At 78.3% G+C, this 15,944-nt stretch carries 16 protein-coding genes and 1 pseudogene; 6 read left to right on the forward strand and 11 right to left on the reverse strand.

The window, feature by feature from the left end; genetic code table 11:
• Position 1 precedes the first annotated feature (1 nt).
• Both BLQ97_RS21310 and BLQ97_RS21315 read right to left on the reverse strand, forming a co-directional pair.
• Positions 2-922 carry a DUF4231 domain-containing protein gene (locus BLQ97_RS21310; protein WP_091368778.1) on the reverse strand — a complete coding sequence of 307 codons (921 nt, stop codon included), beginning with the start codon at positions 920-922 and terminating at the stop codon, positions 2-4.
• Positions 923-932: 10 nt separating this feature from the next.
• Positions 933-3,128, reverse strand: a complete 2,196-nt coding sequence (locus BLQ97_RS21315) for a tetratricopeptide repeat-containing protein (protein WP_091368780.1) — start codon at positions 3,126-3,128, stop codon at positions 933-935.
• A 161-nt stretch (positions 3,129-3,289) separates the two neighbouring features.
• Here BLQ97_RS21315 and BLQ97_RS21320 point away from each other — a divergent pair, with 161 nt between their 5' ends.
• Positions 3,290-3,901 (forward strand): hypothetical protein, encoded by a 612-nt coding sequence (locus tag BLQ97_RS21320; protein WP_139173779.1) that lies wholly within the window; start codon positions 3,290-3,292, stop codon positions 3,899-3,901.
• On the opposite strand, the gene BLQ97_RS21325 is transcribed toward BLQ97_RS21320, so the two are convergent.
• Positions 3,858-4,865 carry a toll/interleukin-1 receptor domain-containing protein gene (locus BLQ97_RS21325; RefSeq protein WP_091368785.1) on the reverse strand — a complete coding sequence of 336 codons (1,008 nt, stop codon included), beginning with the start codon at positions 4,863-4,865 and terminating at the stop codon, positions 3,858-3,860. The two genes, BLQ97_RS21320 and BLQ97_RS21325, sit on opposite strands and share 44 nt — an antisense overlap.
• Positions 4,866-5,012: 147 nt before the next feature.
• Between BLQ97_RS21325 and BLQ97_RS21330 the strand changes: the two genes are divergently transcribed.
• Positions 5,013-5,375 carry a hypothetical protein gene (locus tag BLQ97_RS21330; protein ID WP_091368786.1) on the forward strand — a complete coding sequence of 121 codons (363 nt, stop codon included), beginning with the start codon at positions 5,013-5,015 and terminating at the stop codon, positions 5,373-5,375.
• Between the two features lies 1 nt (position 5,376).
• On the opposite strand, the gene BLQ97_RS21335 is transcribed toward BLQ97_RS21330, so the two are convergent.
• The 6 genes from BLQ97_RS21335 to BLQ97_RS21360 all read right to left on the reverse strand — a co-directional run bounded on the left by BLQ97_RS21335 (position 5,377) and on the right by BLQ97_RS21360 (position 10,670).
• Entirely contained in the window at positions 5,377-6,825 is a 1,449-nt protein-coding gene (locus BLQ97_RS21335; RefSeq protein WP_091368789.1) for a S8 family peptidase, read from the reverse strand.
• Between the two features lie 18 nt (positions 6,826-6,843).
• Positions 6,844-7,218: a hypothetical protein gene (locus tag BLQ97_RS21340; protein WP_091368791.1), complete on the reverse strand. Its 375-nt coding sequence runs from the start codon at positions 7,216-7,218 to the stop codon at positions 6,844-6,846.
• A gap of 98 nt (positions 7,219-7,316) precedes the next feature.
• Positions 7,317-8,201, reverse strand: a complete 885-nt coding sequence (locus tag BLQ97_RS21345; RefSeq protein WP_245692594.1) for a DNA/RNA non-specific endonuclease — start codon at positions 8,199-8,201, stop codon at positions 7,317-7,319.
• 17 nt (positions 8,202-8,218) lie between these two features.
• Positions 8,219-8,935 (reverse strand): peptidoglycan-binding domain-containing protein, encoded by a 717-nt coding sequence (locus BLQ97_RS21350; RefSeq protein WP_091368794.1) that lies wholly within the window; start codon positions 8,933-8,935, stop codon positions 8,219-8,221.
• Positions 8,936-8,998: 63 nt separating this feature from the next.
• Positions 8,999-9,793 carry an AfsR/SARP family transcriptional regulator gene (locus BLQ97_RS21355; protein WP_091368797.1) on the reverse strand — a complete coding sequence of 265 codons (795 nt, stop codon included), beginning with the start codon at positions 9,791-9,793 and terminating at the stop codon, positions 8,999-9,001.
• 124 nt (positions 9,794-9,917) lie between these two features.
• Positions 9,918-10,670, reverse strand: coding sequence for an AfsR/SARP family transcriptional regulator (locus tag BLQ97_RS21360; RefSeq protein ID WP_091368799.1), 753 nt, complete (start codon positions 10,668-10,670; stop codon positions 9,918-9,920).
• Positions 10,671-10,823: 153 nt separating this feature from the next.
• On the opposite strand from BLQ97_RS21360, the gene BLQ97_RS21365 reads away from it, so the two are divergent.
• Together BLQ97_RS21365 and BLQ97_RS24370 are read left to right on the forward strand one after the other, a co-directional pair.
• Positions 10,824-11,291, forward strand: coding sequence for a hypothetical protein (locus BLQ97_RS21365; protein WP_091368802.1), 468 nt, complete (start codon positions 10,824-10,826; stop codon positions 11,289-11,291).
• Between the two features lie 64 nt (positions 11,292-11,355).
• A pseudogene (locus tag BLQ97_RS24370) lies at positions 11,356-11,769 on the forward strand (hypothetical protein); the annotation flags it as partial.
• A gap of 803 nt (positions 11,770-12,572) precedes the next feature.
• On the opposite strand, the gene BLQ97_RS21370 reads toward BLQ97_RS24370, so the two are convergent.
• Positions 12,573-13,355: an AfsR/SARP family transcriptional regulator gene (locus BLQ97_RS21370; protein WP_091368804.1), complete on the reverse strand. Its 783-nt coding sequence runs from the start codon at positions 13,353-13,355 to the stop codon at positions 12,573-12,575.
• Between the two features lie 79 nt (positions 13,356-13,434).
• Positions 13,435-13,686 carry a hypothetical protein gene (locus BLQ97_RS21375; protein ID WP_091369122.1) on the reverse strand — a complete coding sequence of 84 codons (252 nt, stop codon included), beginning with the start codon at positions 13,684-13,686 and terminating at the stop codon, positions 13,435-13,437.
• Positions 13,687-13,992: 306 nt separating this feature from the next.
• Between BLQ97_RS21375 and BLQ97_RS21380 the strand changes: the two genes are divergently transcribed.
• Together BLQ97_RS21380 and BLQ97_RS21385 are read left to right on the forward strand one after the other, a co-directional pair.
• On the forward strand, positions 13,993-14,463 hold the full coding sequence (locus BLQ97_RS21380) for a heme-degrading domain-containing protein (protein WP_091368806.1): 471 nt from the start codon (positions 13,993-13,995) through the stop codon (positions 14,461-14,463).
• Between the two features lie 12 nt (positions 14,464-14,475).
• Positions 14,476-15,786, forward strand: coding sequence for a D-arabinono-1,4-lactone oxidase (locus BLQ97_RS21385; RefSeq protein WP_245692597.1), 1,311 nt, complete (start codon positions 14,476-14,478; stop codon positions 15,784-15,786).
• Positions 15,787-15,944 lie beyond the last annotated feature (158 nt).

Below are 15,944 nucleotides of genomic sequence, written 5' to 3' on the forward strand. Positions count from 1 at the left end.
CTCAGGCCGGCCCGTCGCCGAACAGGTCCGCCCAGCCCTCGTTCTGCGCCGCGAGCACCCGCTCCACCTCGGTGACGAGGTGCGCCTCCTGCTCCGGCGTCGCGGCGGCCAGGTCGAAACCGGCGACGAGGGCCTCGAGCCGGTCGGCGGTGCCCGCGGAGGCCGCGGCGACGCCCTGGTACCGGGTGGCGGCCAGGTGCGCGCCGACGGCGGTGGCGACCGTCGTCGCGGCCGCGGTCCAGGCCGACAGCCCCCAGGAGGGGACGGTGCCGGCGAGCGCGGCGAGGACGGCGCCGGTCCCCGTGGCGGCGAGCTGCGCGGTGCGCAGGCGGCACGCCCGGCGGGCGTGCGCGGCGCTCCGCTCCCGGTGCCAGGCGGCCTGCCCCCGGGCGCGCAGGTCGACGTACTCCCGCACGGTGCGCAGCGCCGGCAGCGGGCGCCCGTCGGCCGGCGCCTGCTGGCGGTCGACCAGGGAGCCGGCCGCCCGGGCCCGCACCTCGTCCAGGCGGGCCTGCAGCACCCGGGAGCGGTCGGGTCCCGCGTAGGGCGCCACGCGCAGGAGGTAGCGGTGCACCTCCGCCTTCAGCGCCTCCGAGGCGGCCCGGGCCCGGGTCCACCGGGCGGTCTGCCCCGTGGTGAGCGCGTGGGCCTGGAGGAGCCCCGCGAGCGCCAGGGCGACCGCGGCGACGGCGGCCGCCCCGGTGGCGGTGGCGGAGTCCGGCCCGGTCTGCGCCGCGAGGGCCCCGGCGAGGGCCCCGAGCACGAGGAGCACCAGGTTGCCGAGCCGGGCCCGCTCCACCCGCCTCCTGCCCGCGTCGGCCGCCGCGGACCACTGCCGCTGGTGGGACCAGACCACGTCGAGGACGCCGTCCGGGGACGGGGCCGGCCCGGTCGGGGACTGCTCCGGGGTCCCGGTGTGCACCGCCGCCTCCTCAGCGGTCCGGGGCGCCGCTGTGGACGGCGGCGCCCGCCGGCGGCCGCGGCGCCGTGGCCGCCGTGGGGAGGGTGCCGACGGCGCCCCCGAGCGGGCCGACCCGGTCGGCCTCGGCGGGGACGGCGCCGGGGCCCTCCGGCGCCCGCGTGGGGTCGCCGACCTCGCCCGACGTCACCGCCGCGGCTCCCGGCTCCTCCGCCGCCGCCTCCGGCAAGCCGAACAGCCCGACGGTGTCCACGGTGACGACCTCCGCGCCGCGCTGCAGGCCGGTGGCCACCATGTCCGAGACGCCACCGCGGCCCTCGCCCACCAGGCCGTTCCACAGCGCGAGCACGGTGACCCGCCCGGTCGTCGTCGCCGCCCACGCGTAGTGCAGGACCCAGCGGTTGCTGCGCTGCCAGGTGTCGTAGTCGGGGCGGGTGGCGAGCCACCCGGGCATGGTGTGGCTCCGGGCCAGCGTGCGGACCTCCGCGGCCCGGCGGAGCGCCGTGTGGTACCGCTCGGCCCAGCGGGACGCCTGCCGGGACAGCGCCGTGGCCCGGTAGACGAGCTCGGGCACCGGGAGCAGCACGTGCGTGGTCACGCCGAGCTCGTGGCAGGCCTCGTGGAAGAGCAGGTCGCCCCCGTCGGAGGCGCCGGCGATCCCCAGGAGCGCCACCCCGGGCTCCGCCTCCACTGCGGCCTTGATCCCGCTGACCCGCTCCCGGATCGCCCGCGCCGCGACCTCCTCGGCGTCCGGCGGGAACCGCGGCTGCGCCCGGCCGGGCGCGTCGATCATGTGGCCGGAGAAGACGAGGGGGTGGACCCGCGCCGCCTCCTGCACGCCGGCCTCGGGCAGCACGGCCAGGGTGGCCTCGGCGTTGTCGACGAGGATGCCGAGGTCGCGGTAGATCTCCGCCTGCTCCTTGATCGACCGGATGGTGGCCCGGCTCAGGTCCGGGCTCAGCGCCGCCTCGTAGGCGGCACCGACCCGCTCGGGGTCGTCGTTGGTGAGGAACCGGAGGTCCGCGCGGCTGATGTCCAGCCAGGGGTCCGTGGTCCCCTCGCGGTGGCACCGGGCCCGGGCGGTGTCCAGCGACGCGCGGACGGTGGACGTCAGGGACGCGACGTGCGACCGGAGCCGGCGCAGGTCGGTCTCGGCGTCCTCGTCGGTGTCGAACCGGGTCTGCCAGGTGGCGCCGTCGCGCAGGGCGAGCTCGAGCGCGATCCGCCCCATCGCGAGGGCGTTGACCCCGGAGTACCAGTGGTTGAGGTCCTCCTCGAAGCCGCGGCCGTAGGACCGCACGGCGGTCTCCAGCTCCCGCGACCGCAGGGCCAGCCGCACGCGCGCGTCCTCGTCCTCGGCGCTGCGCCACTGCTTGGCCCAGCGCCGCTTGCTGTTGCTGGCACGCAGCGCGTAGAGCTCGGCCCGGTCCCGGCTCCCGAGCGCCGCCCCGCCCAGGGCGCGCTCGATCGCCTGGTCGGAGGCGACGAGGTCGCCGAGCCTGCGGTAGGTGTCCGACAGCGCCCGGTTGACCTCGAAGTCGTCGGGGTGGGCGGCCCGGATCCGCTCCCACGCGTCCTTGGCCCCGGAGTCGTCGCCGACGTCGGCGCTGGCCTGGGCGACGGCGCGCAGGGCCGCCTCCTCGAAGCGCAGCCCGGTGACCTCCTCGGCGATCAGCCGGAGGGCGCCGGCCCACTTCTGGTCGCGGGCCTGCTCGATGTCCTCCGCCAGGTCCCGGGGGACCTCGAGCAGGGCGCTGCGGTCGCCGGTGGCCAGGCCGGGCACGTAGGTGAACACCGGGCTGTCGACGCGTTCGTTGGCCAGCGTCTCCCGGAGCGCCTGCACCAGCCGCGGCGCCGCCTCCGCCGGGGCGGTCGGGTCGTAGGAGAGGTAGCGCTCCCCCCGGAGGTCGAAGGGCACCTCGTCGACCCGGGCGCGGACGAGCACCGTGGCGCGGTCGCGCACCGCGTGCCGGACACCGAGCTCGTAGAAGACGTTGGCGTTGTGGATCGAGACGTCCGCGACGACGAGGTCGGCCACCAGGAGCTCGTGGATGACGTCGTCGCGGACGTTGCCGGCCTCCACGATCAGGCCGGTGGTGCCGCCCTCGAGCCCCACGGCGTCCAGCGCCGGCCCGATGAGGTCCTCGTGGACCCGGTCGAAGTCCACCCCGGCCTTGACGCCGAAGCCCCGGATGACGAAGGCGCGCACGGCTCCCCCTCCCGCTCGGCAGGGGTCCCGGCGCTGCCCGGGGCCCTCGCACCGCTGGTCGCCGATGCCAGCACGCGGCCGTCACCGCGGCGTCACCGCGGGCCGGGGGCACGCCGGCCGGTGCCCTTCCGCTCCGGCGGCCGGTGTCCCACGCTCGTGCCATGAGCGCCCCCCGTGCCGTGCTGGTGACCGGGCACATGGTGGACCTGCCCGACCGCGCCTCGCCGCGGTTCCCGCAGGACCAGGTGCCCCGGGTCACGGCGGAGGTGCGCGACGTCCTGCGGGCCTGGCAGGTCGGCCCGGGGAGCACGGTGGTGTGCGGCGGCGCCCGGGGCGCCGACCTGATCGTGGCCGAGGAGGCCCGGGCGCGCGGGGCGCACGTCGTGCTGTGCCTGGCGCTGCCGCGCGAGGACTTCGTCCGCCGGTCGGTCGACATCCCGGGCACCGACTGGGCCGAGCGGTTCGACCGCGTCGCGGCGGCCGCCGAGGTCCGCGTGCTGGACGGGGTCGACGGCGGCGCGCCCGACGACGTGTTCGCCCGCGCCAACGCCTGGATGGTCGAGGTGGCCCGCCGCCTCGACCCGCACCCGCACGCGGTCGTCGTCTGGGACGGCCGGCGCGGCGACGGCCCCGGCGGGACCGCCGACATGGTGGCGCTCCTCGGCCTGGGCGCTCCCGACCCGAGGGTGCGGGTGATCGACCCGACCCCCGGCCACCGGGAGGCACCCGTCACTCGAGGAGCAGGTCGACCTCCGACCCCCGGACGGCGCTGACCGTCACGGTGACGCCGGGGAACGTCAGGCCGGCGGTCTGGCACCACGTCGACGCGCCGACCTCCGCCGACAGGCTCCCGCACTGCACCGCGGTGGGGACGAACCCCTGCGCCACCAGCTCGTCGTACACGCGCTGCGCGACGACGTCCCCCGACAGGGTCGACGTCCCGCCCATCTCGACCGCGCCCCAGATCCCGAGCCCGACGAGCACCACGGTGACCCCGCCGATCCAGGCCAGCACCCGGGTGACGCGGGAGCGCGTGGCCGGTCCGGGCAGCGGCGGCCCGCCCTGCCACCCCTGCCACGCCGGCCGGTCCCGGGGGGCGCCGGCCAGCGCCTGCCGGGCGCGCTCGGCCGGGCCCTGGAGGCTCTGCGGGTGCTCGGCGAACCGCCGCAGGAGGTCGGCCGCCGTGGTCCGCTCCTCGGGGTCGGCCGACCGCAGCCCCGTCGTCAGGTCCGTGACGATGCGGTCCTGCAGGTAGGCGTCGGGGACGAGCGCGGAGACCAGGTCGGAGATCTGGTTCAGGTAGGACAGCGGCGGCGGCGGGGGCGGTGGCAGCGGGCGCGGCAGCGGCCGCGGTGGCGGCAGCTGGGCGAGCGCGCGGTAGAGCCGTCCGGTCGACGCGGAGTCGCGGGTCCGGTAGTCGAAGAACTGGATCTGGGCGAACTCCGACGGCAGTCCCTGCATGTTCACCGGCGCCACCTGGACCGGCAGCAGGAGCCGGCCGAGCTCCAGCGCGTACCGCCGCTCCAGCGTGCACGCCCTCGACACCAGCGACGCCGGTGAGGTCACCGCGAGCAGCAGGTCGCACTGCTGGATGCGCAGCACGATCTCGTCCCACCACCGGGACCCGGAGTGCGCCCCGGCGTCGGTCCACGGGTCGTGGCCGAGCAGCCGCAGCGTCTCGACGAGCTCCTCCACGACCGCGCGGTCCTCGCGGGCGTAGGAGATGACGATCCTCACCGCGTTCCCCCTGGGGCCGTGGTCTGCCGACGGGAGGGCGGACGTCCCCCCTGGGCATGCTGGGGGGACGCCGTCACCGTCGCGTCACCGCGGGCGCGGGCCGGCCGGGGGTAGCGTCGGACGCCGGCAGGGACCCGGGAGGACGCGGTGGACGACGACGGCGCCGGCGGTCCGGCGGGCAAGCTGACCGCGCGGGTGGCCGAGCGCCTGGCGCAGGCGGGTGCGGGCAGCCCCGTCGAGGTCGTCGTCGAGCTGCGTCCGGTGGAGGTGCCCGTCACCGGCTCGCGCGCGGAGCGCACCCGCGCCGTCCGGGCCGCGTTCGAGCGGGAGCTGGCCGGGGTCGCCGAGCGGATCGCCGCCGCCGGGGGCGTGGTGCTGGAGACCGCGTGGGTGGACCAGACGGTGCGCGGCAGCGTCCCGGCCGCCGGGCTGCTCGCGGTGGCCGAGGACGACGCGGTCACCGCGATCGACCTGCCCCGGCCGCTGCAGCCCGACGCCGGCGCCTCCTGAGTCAGGCCAGGCACACCAGCCCGGCGCCCTGGGCGGCCTCCGGCACCCCGGGCAGCGGCCGGGCACCGGCCCGCAGCCGCTCCCGCACCTGGTCGGGCACCAGGTCGGGCTCGGCCTGCAGGAGCAGCGCCGCGATGCCGGAGACGTGCGGCGCGGCGTAGCTCGTCCCGGCCCCGGCGTCGCCGAACCCGCCGCCGACGAGGCAGCAGCGGATCCGGGCGGCCCGCCCGCCGCCGGGGGCGACCAGGTCGGGCCCGGGCTTCGGCCCGGCCGGGCCGCGGCTGCTGTAGTCCTCCACCCGGCCGCCGTCGAGGGCGGTCGCGCCGACGACGAGGATCCCGGGCGCGTCGGCCGGCGTCGTCATCGTGCCCTCGCCGGGACCGCGGTTGCCGGCGCTCTTGACCACGACCAGGCCCAGCCGCCACGCGGTGTCGGCGGCGCGCGCCTCCCGGCCCGTGCCGTCGCCGGCGGGGCCGGCGCCCCAGGAGCAGTTGGCGACGTCCGCGCCGTCCTCCAGCGCCTGCTGGAGGGCGACCGCGCCGCCGAAGTCGTCGGCGTGGCCGGCCGGGGCGGTGGCCAGCACCTTGTAGCCGGTGACCCGCGCCTCCGGGGCGACCCCCGCGTCGAGCGGGTCGGCGGCGGCGATGATCCCGGCGACCGCGGTCCCGTGCGGCGAGGGGTTGCCCCACGCCTCGGGCGTGTGGTTGCGCCGCTGCACGACCCGCCCGGCCAGCGCCGGGTGGGTCAGCGCCACCTCGCCGTCGAGGACCGCCACCGTCACGCCCCGGCCGGTCAGCCCGGTGCGCTCCTGGAAGGCGGGCAGGCCGAGGCAGCGGTGGTTGGGGACGTCGGCGTCCGCGGACAGCCGCCGCGGGACGTCGAGCGCGGTGACGGCCTCCGCGGCGGCCACCTCGGCCAGCGCTTCCGGCGGGGCGAACGTGCGCAGCGTGCGGTTGAGCCAGCACACCGCGGTGACCGCCGTCGGGATCTGCGGGTCGCCGAGCACCGCGGGCGGCGGGCGCAGCAGGCTCCCGGCGAGCCGCTCGACCTCCTGGTACACCTCCCCCAGCGCGCGGAGGGCGGCGGCGCGGGCGTCCTCCACGAGCTTCTGGCGCACCGCGGTCCGCAGCCGCACCGGGGCCCCGGACGTCCCGCCCGGCAGCAGCTCCTCGACCGCGGCGCGCTGCTGCGCCCAGCCGGGGCGCTCGGTCAGCCGCGGCAGCGCCGGGACCGGGGCTCCCCCGCCGAACTCGACGACGGTCGCGGCGACGGGTGCCGACGTGGCCGCGGTGGCGGGCCCCAGCGCCCCGGCGCCGAGGGTCCGCGTGCGGCGGGCGAACGCCAGGCAGTACGCGTCGCTGGCCTTCTCGGCCGCGCGGCCGCCCAGCGCCGCGCGCAGACCGGCGCGGGCCGCCCGCACCTCGTCGGGGTCGTTCCGGGGTGCCGACACGGCGTCCTCCTCGCGGGGTCAGGGCCGGTGCTGCCGGCGGTCGGCCGGCCGGGAGTCGTCGGGAGGCCGCCGGGGCACGGGCACCGCCGCGCGGGCCGGCGCGCACGGCCGGCCGGCCCGTCGGGCGCGGGCGCAGGCCAGGGCCTCGCGGAAGCCCTGCGCGTACCACAGCGGCGCGTTGAGCACGACGCCCGCGGGCGCCGGCCCGCCGTCCGGGCCCCAGACCAGGCGGGCCAGGCCCTCGGGGTCGAGACCGTGGCACCACGGGCCCACCGGCGCGGGCTCCCCGTCGGGCTCGAGGTCGACGGCCAGGCGGCCGTCGGCGCGGCCCAGCGCGAGGGCCGCCTCCAGGGCGCGCCGGTGGGGCGACGTCCCGCTCTCGTGGGTGCTCACGGCCGCCTCCAGACCTCTCGCGGGGTCCGCGGCCGCCCGGGCCGCGGTGCTGCACACCCTCCGGAGGCGGGGGCCGGCCGCGCTGATACGGCGCCCGGTCACCAGCGGATGTCGGCGAGGCGGTCCAGCGGCGCGCGGTCGGCCGTGGCCTCGGGCAGGGCGAGGGTGTCGGCGGCCCGCAGCACGTCGGGGAAGACCAGCCCGGTGCGCGCCTCGAGCTCGCCGACCGCCACCTGGAAGACGCGGAACTCGTCGAGCTCCAGCACCTCGAACCGGTCGAGCGCCTGGGTGAGCAGGAACGCCCGGGCCCGCAACGTCCCGCCCTCGCGGAAGGCGATCACCTTCCAGTACTCGCGGGGCAGCAGGACACCGCGGTAGGACCGGTCGTCGGCGGCGAACACCGGGCCGCCGAAGACGCTCACCCGCAGGTCGTCGACGTCGACGTCGGCGAACACCGCGTCCTCCAGCCGGCCCCACACGCCGTGCTTGGCGCTCTGGTTGAAGTCGTCGAGCTGCGGCGTGATGTTGGTGAAGAGGAAGGAGTCGCGGTTGGCCCGCTCGGCGGCCGCCCGGCTGCCCCAGAGCAGGTCGGCGCGGCGCGCGAGGTGGCCGCGGTCGAGCCGGTTGCCCGCGTACAGCTCGTCGCCGACCTGCCCGTCGCCGGCCACCTGCGGATCGGGGACGAAGGCCAGCCCCCGGCGGCTGAGCGCCTGCAGGCTGCCCCCGTCGACGTTCCAGCCGACCCACAGCGCGAACCTGCGCGAGGCGCTCATCTGCAGCGAGAAGTGCACGTGGTCGACGACGGTGCCGCCGGCCACGGTGCGCGCCACGTCGGCGCGGACCGCCGGGCCGGGCGCGGGGGCCGGCACGTCGACGCCGAGGAAGGCGGGGTCGTAGCCGGCGCGGACCTCGGTGCCGGCCCCGGCCCCGCGCGGCGGGGGCGGGCGCAGTGCGCTCGTGGCGCTCGTGGCGTCCGTGGACACGGCAGCCTCCCCCGGGGTCAGAGCCCGAGGACGGCCGCCATGGCCGCCCGGCTGCGCGGCCCGACGACGCCGTCGGCGGTGAGGTGCTGCGCGTGCTGGAAGTCGCGCGTCGCCCGCTCGGTGGCCGGCCCGAAGTGCTCGTCGACGGCGAGCGGCCGGCGGAGGGCCTGGACCAGCCGCCACTGCCAGGTGGCCACGCCCGCGCCGACGTCACCGCGCCGCAGCAGCTGGTCGCCGGTGCCCGGCTCGGCGTGCCACACGTCGACGGCGACCCGGGTCGGGCCGGTCAGGGTGGTCGCCCGGATGCCGGTGCGGGCGGCCACGCCGATCCCCCAGGTCAGCTGGGCCTCGAAGTCGCCGGCGTCGGCCACCTGGCGGAACGCGGCGAACCCGGTGAGGTCGGGCAGGGGGCCGGTCAGCGTGGGCCGCCCGTCGTCGGTGTGCGCGGCCGCCGGGCTGAGGTCGACCTGCACGACGGCGCGGCCGCGCAGCGGGACGACCTCGCCGGAGCCCTCGTGGCGCAGCTCGGGCACGTACTGCACGCGGACGCCGGGGACCGGGCCGTCGAGGTCGAACACCAGGCGGTCGAAGGCCGTGTTGCGGCCGGCCCGGACCCGGCGCAGCAGGGCGGGGGGCAGCACCTCCGCGGCGGCGCCCCCGGGCTCGTCGCCGAGCCCCGGCACCAGTCGCTCGGACGTCTCCTCGGGGGCGGTCTGCGTCAGCACGTCGGTCATGGCCCCAGCTCACACCGCGGTCGTCACCGGGCCGTCACCGGCGCGTCACCGGCCCCGGGGCGGTCAGCTCCCCGGCAGCCCGGCCGGCGCGTCGGCGGGGGCCGGCCGGGGCCGCGGGACACCTGCCGGCACCCGGCGGCCGGTCGCGGCGCGCACCCGCCACCGGGCCACCAGCTCCTGCATCTGGCGGCTCGGCGGGACACCGAGCTCGCGGGCGAGCACGTCCCGGAAGGACTCGTAGGCCCGCACCGCCTCGGTCACGTTCCCCTCCGCGAGGTGCACCCGCACGATGGCCCGGTGGGCGCTCTCGCGCAGCGGCTCGTCCCGGGCGGCGGCGTAGGCGGCCTGCACCGCCTCGCCGTGCCGCCCGGCGACCACCAGCCGGCCGGCCAGCACCTCGAGGGCGTGCAGGCGCAGCTGGCGCAGCCGCTCGCGCTCCAGCAGCACCCAGTCGTCGTACCACCCGGGGAGCAGCTCGCCGGCGAGCGCGGCGGCGGGGGTGCCGAGGCGCTCGACGGGCGTGGCCGGGTCGAGCACGGCGTGCACCCGGTCGAGGAGCTCGCGGACGTCGACGCGCACGCCGGGGGCCAGCGCCACCGCGCTCCCCGTCGCGTCGACCAGCCCGGGCACCGCCCGCTGCGCGCGCCACAGGGCCGAGCGGAGGCTGGCCTGCGCCTGGGCCTGCGGGACGTCGGGCCACAGCCGCCCGGCGACCACCCCGCGGACCGGCCGGCCGCACAGGCCCAGGTGGGCGACGAGGCGCTGGACCCCGCGGGGCAGCCCGCCCGGGCCCGCGTCGGCGCCGTCCACGGTGACGCGGAAGCCGTCGAGCAGGCAGACACGCGTGGTCGTGCTCATGGGGTCCCTCCCCCGGCCGCCCGTGGGCGCTCGCGAGCGGGAACGCGAGGGCATCGTCCCGGCGCGCGGCGCGCGGGACAACGGTCGTTGGACCCTGCCCCGCCCGTCCGGTGCCGCGGCCGGCTCAGGAGACCCGCCGCAGGCGCGGCAGACCGCGGACCAGCCCGGCCATGCGCTCGGTCGGGGCCACCCCCAGCTCCTCGCGCAGCAGGCCGGCGAACACGTCGTGCGCGCGCAGCGCCTCGGCCAGGTTGCCCTCCGCGAGGTGCACCCGCACGACGGTGCGGTGGGCGCTCTCCCGCAGCGGCTCGGTCCGGATCGCCAGGTAGGCGGCCTGCAGCGCCTCGGCGTACCGGCCGGCCTCGCCCAGGCGCGCCGCCACGGTCTCCAGCGCGTGCAGCCGCAGCTGCTGGAGCCGGTCGCGCTCGAGCAGGACCCAGTCGTCGTACCAGCCGGGCAGCAGGTCACCCAGGAGCGCCGGCGCGGGCAGCGCCGCCCGCAGCGGCCCGGCGCCCGGGTCGCACACCCGCTCGGCCCACGCCTGCAGGTCGCGCACGTCGGTGCGGACGCCCGGGGCCAGCCGGAGCCGGCTGCCGGAGTCGTCGAGCAGGCCGGGGACCGTCCGGCGCAGCCGCCACAGCGCCGACCGCAGGCTGGCCCGGGCGCGCTCCTCGGGGACGTCGGGCCACAGCCGGCCGGACACGGCCGTGCGCGCCGGCCCGCCGGCCAGGCACAGGTGGGCCACCAGCCGCTGCACCGACGGGGGCAGCTCCTCGTCCCCCGCGACGCCGGCGGACCCGGCGGCCCGCACGGCGAACCCGTCGAGCAGCGTGACCCGCGGTCCGCCGTCCGGGACGGCGTGCGCGACCCGGTCCATGGGCGGTTCCCCTCCTGTGCGGCGACCTCTGTGCGGCAGAGGCGGGCGGGGCGCCGCTGATACACGCCGGCGCGGACGGCGGCGTGACGGCGCGGTGACGCCGCCTGCCGCAGGGTCGGCGCGGACAGAAGGACGATCCGAGGGAGCACGGGCATGACCGCCACGAGCACCACCACGAGCACGAGCACCACCGACCAGCCGGTGCAGCACCCGCTGACGCTGGTGCTGACCGCGCGCTCCGCCGACGACCGCCGGGCGCTGCAGGTCAAGATCGAGGCGCTGCAGGCGCTGCCGCGCGAGCACAACCCGGTCGTCCGGGCGCTCGACGCGATCGGCACGGTGCACTTCGCGCGGTTCGTCCTCCTCGACGAGCAGCGGCTCGCCGTCATCACGACCTACGACGGCGACTTCGAGGCCTACCTCCACGACTTCGTCGACCACGTCGGGGACGTCTTCACCGACCTGCTGCAGCACGTCGCCGGCGGCCCGCCGCTGCCGGTGGCCGAACACCGCCAGGAGTTCCTCGACTTCGTCCGCCGGCACGACCTGGCGTGCGTGCCGCCGTTCTACAGCGCCTACCCGGAGAGGACGGTGCTCGACATCGTCCAGGCCGGCGGCTGAGCGCCGGCAGCCCCCGGTGCCGGACCTCGCCGACGTCCAGGGCCTCGTGCTGCGTGGCTACGGCATGCCGCACGCGCGGCACCTGGTGCTGCGGGTGGACGCCGCCCCCGCCGGCCGCGAGCTGCTCGGCTCGCTCGTCGACGGCACGCCGGGGCGCCCGCAGGTCACCCCGGGCACGCCCTGGACCGGGAAGCCGGAGTGCTGCCTGAACGTGGCGGTCACCGCCGGCGGGCTGCGCGCCCTCGGCGTGCCCGACGAGTCGCTGGCCACCTTCCCGGAGGAGTTCACCGCCGGCGCCGTCGCCCGGGCGGGGTGGGTGGGCGACGTCGGCCCTGCAGCCCCGGAGCACTGGCTGCCGGTCTTCCGGGACCCCGGCTTCCACCTCCTCGTGTCGCTGTCCGGCCAGAGCGCGGCGGCCGTGGAGCGGGCCACCGACGCGCTCCTGGCGGGCACCGCGCCCGGCGTGCGGGAGCTCGGCCGGTTCGACGCCGCTCTGCTGGGCGGCCGCGTCGACCACTTCGGCTACGTCGACGGCATCTCCCAGCCCACGGTCGAGGGCGCCCCCCCGCCGGGTCCGCCCGACCGGCTGCCCGTGGCGCCGGCGGGGGCGTTCCTGCTCGGTCACCCGAGCCAGTTCCCGGGCCACACCTACCCGGTGCCGCAGCCGGAGGTACTGGGTCGCGACGGCAGCTTCGCGGCGTTCCGGGTGCTGGCCCAGGACGTCGACGCCTTCGTCGACCTGCTCGCCGAGCAGTCCCGGCGCACGGGCGCGGACCCCGAGCTCGTCGCCGCCTGGCTGTGCGGGCGCTGGCGCACCGGGGTGCCGCTGGTCCTGTCCCCACACACCGGGTCCCCCGACCCGCCGCTGCCGCCCGAGGCGCTCAACGATTTCGGCTACGCCGACGACCCCCGCGGCGAGCGGTGCCCGATCGGCTCGCACGTCCGGCGGGTGCACCCGCGGGACTCGCGCGTCGCCGGGGGCGGCGGGCACCGGCACCGTGTCGTCCGGCGCGGGCTGCCCTACGGCCCGCCGTACGACCCCGCCCACCCGCGGGACGGCCACGAGCGCGGCCTGCTCGGGCTGTTCCTCGGCGTCAGCCTGCGCGACCAGTTCGAGTTCGTGATGCGGGAGTGGGTCATCGACGGGCGCTTCGCGCCGGGCCTGGGCCGGACGCAGGACCCGTTCCTCGGTGCCGGCGGGACGCTGCCGCTGGCCATCCCGGGCGGCGGGCGGACCGCGCTCACCGGCCTGCCCCGGCTGGTCACCACCCGCGGCGGCGCCTACTGCTTCGTGCCCAGCCTCCCCGCGATCGCCCACCTCGCCGGCCGCGCGACGGGGACGTCGACCACCGCGGGCCCCGCGGGCCGCCGGACCAGCGCGGTCATGGACGGCGTGGGCGCCACCCCCAGCGCGCCGGCGAGCAGGTCCCGGAAGGACGCGTAGGCCCGCCGCGCCTCGGCCAGGTTGCCCTCCGCCAGGTGCACCCGGACGACGGCGCGGTGCGCGCTCTCCCGCAGCGGCTCCTCGCCCACCGCGGCGTAGGCCGCCTCGACCGCCTCGGCGAACCGCCCGGCCACGGCCAGCCGGTCGGCCAGCGCCTCCAGGGCGTGCATCCGCAGCTGGCGCAGCCGCTCCCGCTCCAGCAGCACCCACTCCTCCGACCAGCCGGGCAGCAGTGGCCCGCGCAGCGCCTCCCCCGGCACCGCGAGGCCGGCGTCCCCGCCCTGCGGGTCGAGCACCCGCGCCGCCCACGTCTCCAGCTCGCGGACGTCGACGCGCACGGCCGGGGCCAGGCACAGCGTCCCGCCGGACACCTCCACCGTGCCGGGGGCCACCCGCCGCAGACGCCACAGCGCCGAGCGCAGGCTGCCGTGGGCGTGGTCCTCCGGCACGTCGGGCCACAGCTGGCCGGCGATCGCGGTGCGGTCCGGGCAGCGGGACAGGCCCAGCCGCGCGAGGAGGCGCTGCACGGCCCGGGGCAGGTCGGGCGGCGGGACGCCGCCGCCGGGCTCGAGGGAGAAGCCGTGCAGCAGGGTCAGCCGGGGCGGCGGAGCGGGGTTCACCGGGGCGCACCCCCTCGGGCACCCGTCGGACGGTGAGCCGGACGAGGTCAGGCTCGTGGCACCGTGATCGTCCGACCGGTCACTCGCCGCCGTCAATCGGGTCCGGCACGCCGCCCGCCACCCCGTCGGGCACGTCGTCGAGGAACGCCTCCAGCCAGCGGCGCACCGCCTCGACGGTCTCCCGGGGCGAGGAGACGAGGGCCACCGTGGTCTCCCCCGTCCCCCGGGCACCGGGCGAGGTGTCGACGCCGGTCAGCCGGCCGCGGAAGGTGCCGGCGCCGTCCTCCAGCCACACCCGGACGACCAGGGCCGCGCTGCGGTCGCCGTCCACGGTCACCGTCCATCGGGGTCGTCCCTGCCACCCGTCCCGGCGGACGGTCCGTGGCCCGCGGCTGGTCATGACAGCGGGACCCGATCCTCACCCGTGACGCTGCGTGGCGCACTCCCCCGACGGGACGACAGCCGACGGGACGACAGCCGCCGGGACGACAGCCGCCGGGACGACCTCCCGGTCCCGGGCACCCCCACGCTGCACCTCCGTCGTGACCCGGCCAGTCTCCGGGCCCCCCGTCACGGGACCGTCACCACGGCGGCGCGCGGCCGACCCCGACCGGCGGTCCTGGGCCAGGATGCCCCCGTGGACACCCACTTCCCGTCCGTGGCCGAGCTCGCCGCGGAGGAGGACGCCCTCCAGTTCACCTCCTTCACCAACGACGACGCGTGGGACGTCGGCGCGGCCCTCGTGGCCACCGCGCGCCGCGCCGGGGCGCCGGTCGCGGTGGAGGTCAGCCGCGCCGGCCACCGCCTGTTCTCCGCGGCGCTGACCGGCGCCACCCCGGACAACGCCGCCTGGATCGAGCGCAAGACCCGGGTGGTGGAGCGCTTCGGGCACAGCTCGCTGCACGTCCGGCAGACGTGGGTGGAGCGCGGCAGCACCTTCGAGGAGGGCACCGGCCTCGACCCCGCGCGGTACGCCGCACACGGCGGGGCGTTCCCGGTGGTGGTGCGCTCGGTCGGCCCGGTGGGCGTCGTGGTCGTGTCCGGGCTGCCGCAGCTGGAGGACCACCGCACGGTGGTCGCCGCCCTGCGGGCGCACCTGGGCCGCTGAGCCGGGGGTAGCGTGTCGGCGCCCGGCCCGCCGCACCCCGAGGAGCCCGCCACGGTCACCCAGGAGGACGCGGTCGGCGCGCCGCTGCGCACGTGGGCGGGCAACCTCACCTACCGCTCCACGCGGGTGCACCGGCCGCGCACCGTCGCCGAGGTGCAGGACGTCGTCGCCGGCAGCGAGCGGGTCAAGGCCCTGGGCTCGCGGCACTGCTTCAACGACATCGCCGACACGACCGCCGACCACGTGCTGCTCGACGAGCTCGCGCTGCCCGTCGAGGTCGACGACGCCGCCGGCCTGGTGCGGGTGCCGGCCGGGATGCGCTACGGCGAGCTCGTGCGGGTGCTGGCCGGGCGCGGGCGGGCGCTGCACAACCTGGCCTCGCTGCCGCACATCACCGTCGCCGGAGCCACCGCCACCGGCACCCACGGCTCGGGCAACCGCAACGGCTCGCTGAGCACCTCGGTCGCCGGCCTGGAGCTGGTCCGCTCCGACGGCGAGCTGGTGGTCCTCGGCCCGGACGACGCCGACCTGCCCGGCGCGGTGGTCCACCTGGGGGCTCTCGGCGTCGTCACCCGCGTCCTGCTGCGCACCCAGCCGACCTTCGACGTGCGCACCAGCGCCTACCTCGGGCTGACCTGGGCGCGGCTGTTCGCCGACCTCGACGCCGTCACCGCCGCCGCCTACAGCGTCAGCGTGTTCACCGACTGGCACCGGGTGACCTCGGTGTACGTCAAGTCCCGCACCGACGAGCTCGCCGTCGCGCCCGGGGAGTTCTTCGGCGCCCGCGCGGCCACCGAGCCCACGCACATGCTCCCCGACGCGCCGGTGGAGAACCTCACCGACCAGCTCGACCTCCCCGGGGAGTGGCACGAGCGGCTGCCGCACTTCCGGGCCGAGTTCACCCCGAGCCGGGGCGAGGAGCTGCAGAGCGAGTACTTCGTCCCCCGCGAGCACGCGCGGCCGGCCTGCGAGGCGCTGCGCGCGCTGGCCGGGCGGATCTCGCCGCTGCTGCAGGTGGGCGAGATCCGCACCGTGGCCGCCGACGAGCTGTGGCTGAGCCCCGCCCAGGGCGGCGACGTGCTGGCGCTGCACTTCACCTGGCTGCCCGACCAGCCCGCGGTGACCGCCCTCCTCCCGGAGCTCGAGGCCGCGCTGCGCCCGTTCGGGGCCCGGCCGCACTGGGGCAAGCTGTTCACCACCGGCGCCGCCGAGCTCGACCGGCTCTACCCGCGGATGGCCGACTTCCGCGACCTGGTCCGCCGCTACGACCCGCGCGGGGCCTTCCGCAACGACTGGCTCGACCGGACGCTCGGCCCCGCCTGACCGGCCGTGTCACACCCCCGGGCCCGGCGGTGCTCAGAGGACGTGGGGATCATCGGGCACGGTGGGAGCGCACCGGCGGCGACCGCGCCGGCCGTCCTGTCCCGCACGGGACGGGCGGGCGGCCGGGCGGCCGGGCGGGCGCGACGGGAGGACGGCGG

Source organism: Geodermatophilus telluris (assembly GCF_900102745.1).
Classification (GTDB): domain Bacteria; phylum Actinomycetota; class Actinomycetes; order Mycobacteriales; family Geodermatophilaceae; genus Geodermatophilus; species Geodermatophilus telluris.

What these genes read in the sequence shown, in the direction of transcription:
- BLQ97_RS21365 (WP_091368802.1), top strand. Translation starts at nt 10,824, where the DNA reads ATGACCGCCACGAGCACCACCACGAGCACGAGCACCACCGACCAGCCG.
- BLQ97_RS21350 (WP_091368794.1), bottom strand. Translation starts at nt 8,935, where the DNA reads ATGACCGACGTGCTGACGCAGACCGCCCCCGAGGAGACGTCCGAGCGA.
- BLQ97_RS21355 (WP_091368797.1), bottom strand. Translation starts at nt 9,793, where the DNA reads ATGAGCACGACCACGCGTGTCTGCCTGCTCGACGGCTTCCGCGTCACC.
- BLQ97_RS21320 (WP_139173779.1), top strand. Translation starts at nt 3,290, where the DNA reads ATGAGCGCCCCCCGTGCCGTGCTGGTGACCGGGCACATGGTGGACCTG.
- BLQ97_RS21360 (WP_091368799.1), bottom strand. Translation starts at nt 10,670, where the DNA reads ATGGACCGGGTCGCGCACGCCGTCCCGGACGGCGGACCGCGGGTCACG.